The 12,588-nt window shown below is 60.4% G+C and carries 7 protein-coding genes; 2 read left to right on the forward strand and 5 right to left on the reverse strand.

Translation table 11 applies throughout. The features are described 5' to 3' along the window. Positions 1 to 8: 8 nt before the first annotated feature. A complete protein-coding gene (locus GGD53_RS23620) occupies positions 9 to 923 on the forward strand; it encodes an SMP-30/gluconolactonase/LRE family protein (protein WP_184459200.1) in 915 nt (304 codons plus the stop codon). Positions 924 to 1,161: 238 nt separating this feature from the next. Here GGD53_RS23620 and GGD53_RS23625 read toward each other — a convergent pair whose 3' ends face one another. Further along, positions 1,162 to 4,188: an alpha-mannosidase gene (locus GGD53_RS23625; protein ID WP_184459201.1), complete on the reverse strand. Its 3,027-nt coding sequence runs from the start codon at positions 4,186 to 4,188 to the stop codon at positions 1,162 to 1,164. A 633-nt stretch (positions 4,189 to 4,821) separates the two neighbouring features. Next, positions 4,822 to 6,099 (reverse strand): NAD(P)/FAD-dependent oxidoreductase, encoded by a 1,278-nt coding sequence (locus tag GGD53_RS23630; RefSeq protein ID WP_184459202.1) that lies wholly within the window; start codon positions 6,097 to 6,099, stop codon positions 4,822 to 4,824. A 755-nt stretch (positions 6,100 to 6,854) separates the two neighbouring features. Between GGD53_RS23630 and GGD53_RS23635 the strand changes: the two genes are divergently transcribed. Further along, positions 6,855 to 7,730: a GNAT family N-acetyltransferase gene (locus tag GGD53_RS23635; RefSeq protein WP_184459203.1), complete on the forward strand. Its 876-nt coding sequence runs from the start codon at positions 6,855 to 6,857 to the stop codon at positions 7,728 to 7,730. Between the two features lie 350 nt (positions 7,731 to 8,080). Here the strand turns inward: GGD53_RS23635 and acs are convergent, their stop codons facing one another. The 3 genes from acs to GGD53_RS23650 form a co-directional block, all read right to left on the reverse strand. After that, positions 8,081 to 10,036, reverse strand: a complete 1,956-nt coding sequence (gene acs, locus GGD53_RS23640) for an acetate--CoA ligase (RefSeq protein WP_184459204.1) — start codon at positions 10,034 to 10,036, stop codon at positions 8,081 to 8,083. Positions 10,037 to 10,154: 118 nt separating this feature from the next. Beyond that, positions 10,155 to 11,489 (reverse strand): NAD(P)/FAD-dependent oxidoreductase, encoded by a 1,335-nt coding sequence (locus tag GGD53_RS23645; protein ID WP_184459205.1) that lies wholly within the window; start codon positions 11,487 to 11,489, stop codon positions 10,155 to 10,157. A gap of 189 nt (positions 11,490 to 11,678) precedes the next feature. Further along, positions 11,679 to 12,557, reverse strand: coding sequence for an ABC transporter permease (locus GGD53_RS23650; RefSeq protein ID WP_184459206.1), 879 nt, complete (start codon positions 12,555 to 12,557; stop codon positions 11,679 to 11,681). Positions 12,558 to 12,588: the final 31 nt, after the last annotated feature.

Here is a 12,588-nt window from a genome sequence, read left to right on the forward strand (position 1 = left end):
AGATCACCATGGCCGAGGCCAGCATCTACGAAATCCATGACCCGCGCTTCCGGCAGTTGATCGTCACCAGCGCTGGCCTCGACGAACTCTATTCAGGCTGCCGCTGGGCGGAGGGTCCTGTCTGGTTCAACGATGCCAACCAGCTTCTGTGGAGCGACATTCCAAACCAGCGCATGTTGCGATGGACGCCCGAGGGCGGCGTGTCCGTCTACCGGCAGCCATCCAACTTCACCAACGGCCACACGCGCGACGGCCAGGGCCGACTCATCTCCTGCGAACATGGCGGGCGCCGCGTCACGCGCACCGAGATCGACGGCTCGATCACCGTGCTCGCCGACCGTTTCGAAGGCGCGCGGCTCAATTCGCCGAACGACGTGGTGGTGAAATCGGACGGCACGATCTGGTTCACCGATCCAACCTACGGCATCATGTCGAATTATGAAGGCTATCAGGCCGAGCCCGAGCAGGCGACGCGCAACGTCTACCGGCTTGATCCGGCCACCGGCGAGCTAACTGCCGTCGTCACGGATTTCATCCAGCCGAACGGCCTTGCTTTCTCGTCTGACGAGACGATCCTCTACGTCGCGGATTCGGCAGCAAGCCACGACGAAAGCCTGCCACGTCAGATCCGCGCCTTCGACGTGGTAGACGGCAGCAGGCTCGAAAACGGCCGCGTCTTCTGCCACATCGACAACGGCATTCCGGACGGCATCCGGACCGACGTCAATGGGAATCTTTGGTCGAGCGCCGGTGATGGCGTGCACTGCTTCGATCCGGCAGGGAAGTTGATCGGCAAGATCCGCGTGCCCCAAACCGTAGCCAACCTGACCTTCGGCGGCCCCGGACGCAACCGTCTCTTCATAGCCGCAACCCGCTCGCTTTATTCCGTCTACGTTGCCGCAACCGGCGCCCAAAGACCGTGAGCGGTGATAGGCGCGTTCATCGGAGCGAAGCCGGGCCGTTGAAAGCTACCCCTCACATCGTCGGACAATGTTGCTGTCCGCCGAATTGGAGATGCTGCGCATTGGAAAGATTTGAATGCCGCCTTCCGACGGAGATCGAATAGGTCTTTCCGTTTGCTGACCGGTTATGCGGAGTGTGCGGCCTGGCCGGCGAACGCCCCGCCGCTTCGAAGCGGCGATGCGTCACCCAATTCAGGCGTTAGGCCTTTTCAAGCCTCCAGGTCCGAATCTCAAACGGCATGATGTCGGCGGGGCCTTTGCGCTCCATTGGCTCTTCGAGAATATTGAGCGGCTGCGATGCCCTCCATCCGGAAGGCAGGCCGAGGGAGAGGCGGCCGCGGCGGCCGGCCGGTTCGTAGAGGCGCAGGATGAGACCCTCGCCCTCCTCCGCCGACTTCAGGCCGGAGAAGGCAACAGGCGTGCCCGCGACATCAATTGGCGCGAAACTGCCGGCGGAAAGGCCTTTGGCCTCCGCCGTCACCAGCGGCTGGTTGAGGTCGAGCGCCTCATTGAGCACGCCGCCTTCGTGCCAGGCGCCCTCATGCGGCATCAGCGCATAGGTGAAGCTCTGTTCGCCTTCATCGGCCAGCGGATCGGGATAGATCGGACCGCGCACCAGGCTCATGCCGATCACATTGCCGCGGGCGCTGTGGCCGTATTTGGCATTGTTGAGCAGCGCCACGCCGAAGCCGGGCTCGCTGAGATCGACGAAGCGATGGGCGGCGGCCTCGAACATCGCCTGCTCCCAGGAGGTATTCGTGTGTGTCGCCCGCTCGACGATGCCGAAGGCGCATTCGAAGGTCGCCTTGCGGGCCTTGACGTCGACCGGGTTCAGGGTGCGCAGCAGGGTGCGGCGGTCGTGCCAGTCGATGGTCGTTTCGATGTCGAGCCGCTTGGAATTGGCCGTCAAGACATAGGTCTGCGTGACGCTCGAATGCCGGTAGCGGTGGACGACGCGGATCGCCGCGCGGTGCGGGTCGCTTTCGACGAGGCTGATGCTTTCGGGCGCTTCGAGCCGGATGCCCTTTTCGGCATAGTCGGCGTCGACATCCCAGGCATCCCAGTTGCGCGGCTTGTCGGCCGGATAGACCCAGAGCTGGTTGGCGGAGCCATCGACCACTTCGCGGCCGCTCGCCTTGTGGATGAGGCTGGCAACCGCCCCATCCTTGCCGATGACCACCGAGAGATGATCGTTCTCGAGGCGATCGGCGCCGGCCTTCAGCCCACCCGCCGGCTTCAGCGCCTGCCTGTCGAAGACGGCGACCGACAAGGGAGCGACGATATCGGCGGCCGAAAGCACCGTGCCGTCGGCAAGTATTGCACTCACCGGCCGTGGCGCAAGCGACGGATTGACGACGATCAGGGCGTCAGCGACCCCGCCCTTCGGCAAATTGGCAGAAAGCGCCTGCAAAGCCTTGGCCTGCTCGGCCTTGGCATGGTCGATGACGCCGCCGAGCTCCTGCTCCGCATCCTGATAGACTTCGCGGATGCTCGAACCCGGCAGGATGTCGTGGAACTCGTTCTTCAGCACCACGCGCCAGTCCGCCTCGAGGCTTTTCGGCTTTTCGGCGCCGAGAAGATGGGCCAGCGAAGCGAGAGTCTCGGCGGTGATCAGCGCGCGTTCGGCCTGGCGGTGCTTGCGCTTGACGCCGCTTTGGGTCGTCAGCGTCGCGCGGTGCAGTTCGAGATAGATCTCGCCGTCCCAGACGGGAAGCTTCTTCTCCCCAGCGGTTTTGTGCGCCCGCTCGTAGAAGCTTTTGACGGTGCCCCAGCGTGCCTGCGGGATCGCCGGGAAATCGCGCAGCTGCACTTCGCGCTCCACCATTTCAGGCGTCACGCCACCGCCGCCGTCGCCGTAGCCGACGGCGAGAAGCGAGGTATCGTGCTGTACCTTGCCGCGGAAATTCTTCCATGTCGGCACATAGCAGTCGGCCTGCACGAAGCCGTTATATCCCTGCATCGGATTGTCGAAGGTGTGGGTCAGCACCTGGCTGCCATCGAGGCCCTTCCACCAGAAGAGATCGGAGGGGATATGGTTGGTCTCGCTCCAGTTGACCTTGATCGTGAAGAAGCTGTCGATGCCGCCCTGTCTCAGGATCTGCGGCAGAGCGCCGGAGAAGCCGAAGCAATCCGGCAGCCAGCACACCGTATGGCGCGTGCCGAAGGTCTTTTCGAAATAACGCTGGCCGTAGAGAACTTGGCGGACGAGGCTTTCGCCTGTGGGCATGTTGGTGTCGGGCTCGACCCACATGCCGCCGACGGTTTCCCACTTTCCTTCCGCGACCTTCTCCTTGATGCGATCGAGAAGCTCCGGATCTTCCTCTTCCATCTGCGCGTAATAATGGGCGGTCGACTGGTTGAAGCGGAATTCGGCGGAGCGCTCCATCAGAGAGAGCGCTGTGTTGAAGGTGCGCCGCATTTTCCGCCGCGTCTCGCGATAGGGCCAGAGCCAGGCGAGATCGATATGAGCGTGGCCGGTCAGCACCAGTTCCCCATTCGGGGGAAAGCGCTTCTGCAGCTCCTTCAACCGCACCGTCAGGACCTCGAAGGCAGCGGCGGCCGAAGCGCTCTGCTCGTCGGAGAGACCAGCCGGATCGGAAACAAGCTCCGGCAGTTCCCAGATCTTCTGCTGCATGACGGCGCCCGACGTGCGGGAGATGTAGGGCGCCGTATCAGACGGCCAGTCGAGGCTGCGCAAGGCCTGCTCCGCGGCGCTGACCAGATGCGGCACGACCTCATGCTCGCCGAGCGCGCCAATCGCCTCGGCGATCTGCTTCAGGAGAAGATGCAGGCGGTGAACGGGACCGTCGAGCCAGATCAGACGGGCTTTGTTGAGCCGCGGCGCCCGGTTCGGCTCGCCGAAAGGAAAGCGTGCGACGCTTTCCGTCGCAATCGAGAAGCGGCGGCCTTTTACCGGGAACTCCTGGTGATAGGGATCGAGGCCGAATGTTTCGCTCTGGCCATCGGGATAGCTGAGCGTGATCAGGCTCTCGCCGCCGAGATCGAGCTGCAAGCGAATATCTTCGAGCGGCCAGTTCGCCGGCGCTTCAGCGCTCGCAGCAAAATGCACCACGCCTTCACGATGCGGCCAGTCCTGGTGATGGGCGATCGGCTCTCCCTCGAAGGTCCAGCCATCGATCGGGCTGCTATACCGGTCCCGCCAATGCGCGAGCTCGGCGATACGGACCTTCAGACTATCGAGGCGTTGGGCAATGGTGAGCGGCATGGCTTATCCTGTTGAAAATCGGCGGCGCGCGATCGGGAATCATGGCTTTGGGAGATGAAGATGATGCGATAGGGATCGCGAATGCTGGCCCTCCTCCCAGCGGGTCCTGCCGATGCTTAGATTAAGTAACTTTGATTTGGCGTCAAGCCGCAAAAGATCTTCTGTTCGAGATCGCCAATCCTGACCGGTCTACTTCTCGCAAATCCTTCCAGCCACGGCACCGGATGGCCGCTGCATTGCTGCGGCCCGTGAAGGTCACGCCTTGGCCGATCCATAACGCAGGATAACTGCGCCGGCCGCGGTCGTCGTGCTGTCGAGTAGCTACCTCATTTCGTAATGCTGAGAAGAATGAGAAGACCGATGGGCCGTGGCGTGTCTTCGGTATGGCGGAGGGTATGCTGCCCTGCTGGTGAAACACTGAGAGATCAAGTTTACGCATTCACCTCAGGTACCCGCAAACGGATGCCGCGGCGCCATTGATGATTCCTTCAACCTACAAAGAAGCTCAAGCCATCCTCGACAAACTTGAAGCGATCACTGTGGTAATTGGCTCTCGAGTGGAGTGATCGCCGGCCACGACACGATCCCAGACAGTAGTCGTTTTCAGGGCGATGATAGAATCGCGAAGATCGATCAAAACAGCAGGTCCTTTGCGCGGTAGTAGGTGCCCACGATAGGCAGAAACCACGGATTTCCGGTATGGAACGGAACGGCGGGCCAATCGAAACCCTCTAGCGGGTTGCCGTCTTTACGGCCCATGGTTAAATCCGCCAACACACTACCCATGTAAGTTGACAACTGGGCTCCATGACCAGAATAACCCATGCTGTAAAACACGCCGTCGGCACTGCCCGCCCGGGGATAACGGTCTTGGGTGCACCCGACGAGGCCGCCCCAGCAATAGTCGATCTCGACGTCTGCAAGCTGCGGAAACATGCCGATCAACTGTTGGCGCAGAAGCTGGCCGGAGCTGACGTCGGTTTTCTGGTTGGACACGGCCGAAAATCTCGCCCTCCCTCCGAACAGCATGCGGTTGTCGGGCGTGAGGCGGAAATAGTTGGAGATGTTGAGAGAGTTGGTGAAGTTGCGGTTGCCCGGAACTGTGGCAGCGATCTCCTGTGGGGTGAGCGGGCGTGTCGCAATGATGAAGGAAGCGACCGGCATGAGCCTTCGGCGGAAATAGTTAAAGGCGCCTGGCGTATAGGCGTCGGTCGCCAGGATGACCTGGCGGGCGGTGAGTGAGCCGGTCGGTGTGGTCAACCGCCAACCGTTCGCCACGCGCTCTCGGGCGGTGACTGGGTTCCGCTCCCAGATCGCCGCACCATGGCGGCAGGCCGCTTCCGCCACGCCGTTGGCGTAGCGTCCCATGTGCATCATGGCGGATTTCGGATAGAGAATCCCGCCATGGAAGACATCCGATATCACCTCCTTGCGGAGGTCCTCGCGCGTCAGCCATTCGGCTGATGGATCAACCTCGCGACGGATTTCTTCGGACATCGCCTGCAGCTTAGCGACGTGAGAGGGCTTCGAAGCAAGCTTGAGCTTGCCGCCCCTGCGAAAGTCACACGCGATCCTTTCTTCCTCGATGATGCGTTCGATCATGTCGATCGAGTCATCATAGGCGCGCCACAAGCGGCGCGCCCGGTCTTCTCCGAGATGCTGCCTCGCGGCGCCGAAGCTTGCGAAATGGCCGCTGTTCAGGTGCCCGCCATTGCGCCCGGACGCACCATACCCGACGTGCTCGGCTTCCAGCAGAGCAACCTTCATGCCGGATTGCGCCAGTTTGCGCGTAGCGTTCAGGCCCGTGAAGCCGGCACCGATCACCGCAACCTCGAAATCCCCACAAACCGGACCCGCGATGCCTCCTGCAAATGGACTGGAAGTATCATGCCAATAGGAAGCAAATTTCATCGCAGCAAGCCCTTATGCTCGTCCGATTGGGATGCATCGAGCATATACCTGCTTGTGCCGGAGGAGTGCGGCACAAGTGAACGCGTTTCGCAATGATCGCCTGTATTGTAAGCCGCAAACGACAGCATATTCTGTTTACGCTAAAGCTCCGCAGCGCTTCAGGATTATTTCGGCGTTCAGCGTCGCGCTCGTAGTCATAGAAGCGATTTTCCAGTGGCGCGCCGCCGTCGCTCATCGCCAGCGGTCACTCACGCGGATCTTGGGTGAGACGCCGATTCATCACGACGCTGTGTCATCGGTGGGGTTCCTTGTCTCTTCGTCGATCTGAATGACGTCGAATTGAAATCGCCGAACTTTGGCGTACTCCTCAATGGTGCTCGTCATCGCTTCAGGGCCGCGGACTTCTCGTCTCCACGGGTCTTTTGCCCAGGCCCCAAGTTACCATTGACAGTCCGTTCTGCCCCGGCACGGGCTGCTTCGAAAGCCACGCTTGCGGCCTAAGCGGTTCCTGTGGGATCACAATATACCTTGGGACTGATCTGGATGGCATCAACGGGAGAGGTAAGTCGTTCCTGTTGAACGGCCGTCCGTTTTGGCTGAAAATTTCGAAAAATCGCTAAGAGTAAGCCGAACCTGCCGCTCTCCGCATGTAAAAATTGTAGTAGGATGGCAGGCTGATCCAAGGATCGGAAGACGCCGCGGTGCCGCGTTGTGCTGACGTAGACGATGGGGAGAAGGGAGCGGAATAAGCGAAAATGCAAAAGTCGGTGCGCCTGAAATCGTTTGAATTAATCGCGCAGGATATCAATAGTGTTGACGTAAGCTTGCTTCATGCCCTGTCGACGGGTGTCGGCTGGCCGCACCGCTTCAAGGATTGGGAGTTCCTGCGCCGCGCCGGCAGCGGTATCGCTGCCGTCGATGGAATTGGACGCGTCTTCGGAAGTGCAATGTGGTTTCCCCACGGAGACGATTTAGCCACCATCGGTGTGGTGATCACATCACCCCGCACACAGGCGCAGGGAACCGGCCGCTGGTTAATGCAGCAAGTGTTCGAGCAGTGCGGCGAGCGCAGGCTGGCGCTGAACTCGACTATCGCCGCCCATAAGCTCTATGTGTCACTCGGTTTCACAGCGGAAGCAACGGTCTACCAGCATCAGGGAGACGTCGCTGCGGCGCTTCCCGCACTGCCACCTTTGGACGGTGAATTAAGTGAACTGCCGCCTGATAAGATTGAAGGGATCTTCGCCTTGGACACGTTCGCCTTCGGAACGGATAGGAGTCGACTGATTACACTCCTTTCAGAAGGCGCATCTATTTGTGTGCTCCGGCGTGACGGTGCAATGGTAGGCTATTCGATGTGCCGCGAATTCGGGCGCGGTCATGTAGTCGGCCCTGTCATCGCAAGCAATGATCGTGACGCGATCCATCTCGCGGCCGTGCATCTGAAAGACCTCACTGGCCAATTCGCCCGCGTCGATACGCGAGAAAAAGGACCGTTTGCCCACTTTCTTCAACAGAGCCGGCTGACTATCTCCGAGACCGTTACGACAATGTCCAAAGGCGGCCCGTTCCTAAACCGAAAGGCGAACGAACCGGCGGTATATGGCCTTGCGGGCCATGCCTTGAGCTAGACCAGAGGATCGCGTCGAAATACCAAAGCTCTATTCTAGTTCGAGCACAACGGGCGCCTCGCGGTTTAGCAGCACCAATATGCAGATCGCAATGCGGCCCACCGGCTGCTGCAGTGGACAGTCAACACTCATCGCTTTGGTTGATCAATCGCGATTGAGTTCAGAATTTCGGCAATTTCCCCTCCCCTGCAGAATCAGCCAACGTGAGAGCTGGTGTCCAGCTGCATTTTCGGGGCGCTTCCAATTTACAATAAACGGGCTGAGACCAAACCTCCCAGACGCGTCGGTCGACAGTCTCTCACTAACCCGTAAGGGGAATGAACGTCGCGTCGGGAAGGTAGCCGCTCTTGTCAAGCGGTCGCCCTGTTCTGCCGGTTGGCGATCAGATCATCGACGACGGCTGGATCGGCAAGCGTCGAAGTGTCGCCGAGGGCACCGAAATCGTCCTCGGCGATCTTGCGCAGGATGCGGCGCATGATCTTGCCGGAGCGGGTCTTCGGCAGGCCGGGCGCGAACTGGATCTTGTCGGGCGCGGCGATCGGGCCGATTTCGGCGCGCACATGTTTCACCAGTTCCTGGCGAAGCGTGTCCGAACCATCGTGACCGGCCATCAGCGTGACATAGCAATAGATGCCCTGGCCCTTGATTGAGTGCGGATAGCCGACGACCGTGGCTTCCGAGACCAGATTGTGCGAGACGAGGGCGGACTCAACCTCCGCCGTTCCCAGCCGGTGGCCGGAGACGTTGAGCACGTCGTCGACACGGCCGGTGATCCAGTAATAGCCGTCTTCGTCGCGTCGGCAGCCGTCGCCGGTGAAATACTTGCCCTTGTAGGTGGAGAAATAGGTCTGGATGAAACGGTCGTGATCGCCATAGACGGTGCGCATCTGGCCCGGCCAGCTGTCGGCGATGCAGAGATTGCCGTCGGCCGGGCCTTCCAGCACCTTGCCCTCATTGTCGACCAGCTCAGGCTTGACGCCGAAGAACGGCGTGGTCGCCGAACCGGGCTTCAGGTCAGTGGCGCCCGGCAGCGGCGTGATCATGTGGCCGCCGGTTTCCGTCTGCCACCAGGTATCGATGACCGGGCAGCGCTTGTCGCCGACGACATTGTAATACCATTCCCAGGCTTCCGGATTGATCGGCTCGCCGACCGTGCCGAGCAGCCGCAGCGAAGAGCGCGAAGAGCGCGTGACGAATTCGTCGCCGGCCCCCATCAGCGAGCGGATTGCCGTCGGCGCCGTATAGAAGATGTTGACCTTGTGCTTGTCGATCACTTCCCAGAAACGGCCCTGATCCGGGAAATTCGGCACGCCCTCGAACATCAGCGTCGTCGCACAGTTCGCCAGCGGCCCATAGACGATATAGGAATGGCCGGTGACCCAGCCGACATCGGCCGTGCACCAGTAGACGTCGCCGTGATGATAGTCGAAGACATATTCATGCGTCATCGATGCATAGACCAGATAACCGCCGGTCGTGTGCAGCACGCCCTTCGGCTTGCCGGTCGAACCTGAGGTGTAGAGGATGAACAGCGGATCTTCCGCCTTCATCTTCACCGGCGGGCATTCCGGCTTCACCGTAGCGATCTCCTGGTGATACCAGAGGTCGCGGCCCGGCGCCCAGCCGGTTTTGCCGCCGGTGCGGCGCACGACCAGCACCTTGCTGACAGTGACGTGCTGGCGAGCGGCGATATGGATCGCCGTATCGGTATTGTCCTTCAGCGGTACCGGCTTGCCGCCGCGCACGCCCTCGTCGCAGGTGATGACGAAGGTCGATTCACAGTCGACGATACGCCCGGCCAGAGCCTCCGGCGAAAAACCGCCGAAGACGACCGAATGCACCGCGCCGATGCGGGCGCAGGCGAGCATCGCATAGGCCGCTTCGGGGATCATCGGCATGTAGATGGTGACGCGATCGCCCTTCTTGACACCATGCTTCTTCAACACGTTCGCTGTCCGGCAGACATGCTCGTAGAGCTCGTTATAGGTGACCTTCTTGTCGACGTAAGGGTTGTCGCCTTCCCAGATGATCGCCACCTGGTCGCCATTCGTCTTCAGATGGCGGTCGATACAATTGTAGGAGACGTTCGTCTGGCCGTCTTCGAACCATTTGATCGAGACCTTGCCGGTGAAGGAGGTGTTCTTGACCTTGGTATAAGGTTTGAACCAGTCGATCCGCTTGCCGTGCTTGCCCCAGAACTTGTCTGGATTTTCAATGCTTTCCTCGTACCATTTCAGATATTTTTCCCGGTCTATGAATGCTTGTTCGCGAATGAGACGCGGCACGGTGTAGCGATCGAGGACCACTGATTAGCTCCCTGTGATTGGCTCCTGGAAATTGATCCCGCTCGACGAGAATCTTGAAGCCGGTTCTGTCTGGTTGATATCCAACCCCATTTGTCGGTCCGCGGCCGTACGTCGACCGTTACATCATTTCCGGCCGTCTGATTGCCGAGCCGTCGCTGAAGCGGCTCAGCCTGTAGGGTGAGATGTCAGTGATCGGGGTCTCGTTCATGACGATCTCGCTGACCAGCCGGCCTGCCCCCGGTCCGATGGCAAATCCGTGTCCGCTGAACCCCGCGGCAATCACGTAACCAGGCAGTTGCTCCACTCTCGAAATGACAGGGACGAGATCTGGCGAAGTATCGATGAGTCCTCCCCACGCGCGCTCGACCCCGATTCCCTTGAGCGCCGGGTATTCGCGTTCAAGGTTCTTCAATGCGAGCTTCACGAGGTTCCGGTCGGGCGCAGGATCAAGAATGCGGTTCTTTTCGAATGGCGAGACTTCATCGTTCTCCCAGCTGCTGATAGCATCGGGCCCATTCCAGAAGCTGCTGTTCAGACGGTACTTCAACTTCTTGCCGATCTTGCTGCGGTACATCTGGTAGAATTTGTACGCGTATCGCATCCCCCGCGGCGTGATATCGAGCGTGCCTCGTCCCGGCACGGCGATCGTGTAGGCGCCGTCTGTCCGGCGCCGCAACACGAAGTTTGACGCCGAGAGACATCCTGCTTGAATAATCTCGGGCGCGGGAGTCGTCTTAATTGCAGTCCCGGAGATGTTTGCGACGGGAAGCTCAATGCCATATCGATGAGAAAACCGAGAAGCCCATGCTCCGCCGGCGCAAACAACGGTACCGGCTTTCACAAGTCCCCGCTCTGTCCACACGCCTGTTACCCGGCCGTTGCTAATGTCGAGGCCTCGAACGGCGCAGTTTTGATGGAGCAATACGCCGTTTTCCTTCGCGGCCTCAGCGATGGCCGGTACGGCAAGGCTGGGCTCCGCTCGCCCATCCGTCGGAGACCAAACGCCGCCAATCCATGAGGACGTACCGCCCGACGCCCGCTCATTGGCCTCGGAAGCACTGAGGATCTGGCTGTGAAATCCTTGAAGTCGCGCAGCCTGGCCCCACTTCTCCCAGCGGGCGACATCGGCTTCGTTTTTGGTGCAGTAAAGAATCCCCGTTCGGCGGAAGCCGAGATCGCGACCCGTCTCAGTGCTCAGTTCCTCCCAGCGCTGCAGACTGTACATGGCTAGCGCAAGCTCATAGAGATCGCGGTTTTGCTGGCGAACCCATCCCCAGTTGCGGCTCGACTGCTCGCCTCCGACAATGCCTTTTTCAAGCAGGGCAACGGATACCCCTTTGCGGGCGAGCTCATAAGCCGTGCAGGTACCCACGATCCCCGCGCCGATGACGACAACATCGACCTCAGTTGGAAAATTGGCGCTGTCGCTTACTTTCTGAACCTGGACCGGCATAGTCACTATTCCTCTGACATCGTGCTCCAGTCATCTCCGGACCGGAATGATAAAAAGCTCAACAATCTGTCGTCATGGCCACGGAACATCCCGACGCTCGGCGCGGCGATGACGTCTGATGTGCTCCGCCGACATCACATGCGCGTGTGGCGGGGATGTCTCTTTTGGGCGCGGGCGAGATGCTGTGTCTCAGCTGTGATCACCGCGAACATCGAACGCATCGCGCAGCCCGTCGCCGATGAAATTGAAGCTTGTGACAGCGATCGTTATGGCCGCACCGGGAATGATCGCCAGCCAAGGTGCCGTCCCCAAATATTGCTGTGCGCCGTTCAGCATATTACCCCAACTGGGCAGCGGCGGCTGAATTCCATAGCCGAGGAAGCTGATGTAAGCCTCCATCAGGATCGCCCGGGCGACGGTCAGGGTAGCGGCGACTATAATTGGACCCATGGCATTGGGAAGGATTTCGCGGAACATGATGTGGGTTGCGCTCAGTCCCAACATGCGGCCGGCCAGCACGAATTCACGCTCGCGCAGGGAGCGGACCTCAGCCTCGACGATGCGGGCAACTTCCATCCAGCTTGTGGCAGCGATGACGACGGTAATCATGATCGGGTTTGGCTTCAGCGCAGCGGCCAGAGCGAGCACGAGGAAGATGGATGGGAAGGAAAGGAAGCCATCGACGGCGCGCATCAGCACGGTGCCCACCAAGCCTCCCCTGTATCCCGCCACCACGCCGACAAGGGTTCCGATCAGCGTCGACAACAGCATCGCTGAGAAGCCCACCAAGAGCGAAATCCGCCCCGCCATGAACAACCGGGCGGCCAGATCTCGTCCCAGCGGGTCCGTGCCGAGATAATGCTGCCCTGTCAGGGGCGGAGCGAAACGGGCGCGCAAATCGATATAGAGGGAATCGTACGGCAACAAATGGGGACCCAACACGCATGCCAACGTCAGGAGGGCGATCATCACCATCCCGATGAGGGCCAGATGGTGCTTCATGAAACGGTGCGCAGTTCGGCTGTTCCACCAGCGCTCCCGGGGTGAATTTGCGGCAATGGCAGTCATGATGGCTGACTCCTGATGAGCGTTCATGGCG

Source organism: Rhizobium aethiopicum, from assembly GCF_014197535.1.
GTDB classification, from domain to species: Bacteria; Pseudomonadota; Alphaproteobacteria; order Rhizobiales; family Rhizobiaceae; genus Rhizobium; species Rhizobium aethiopicum_A.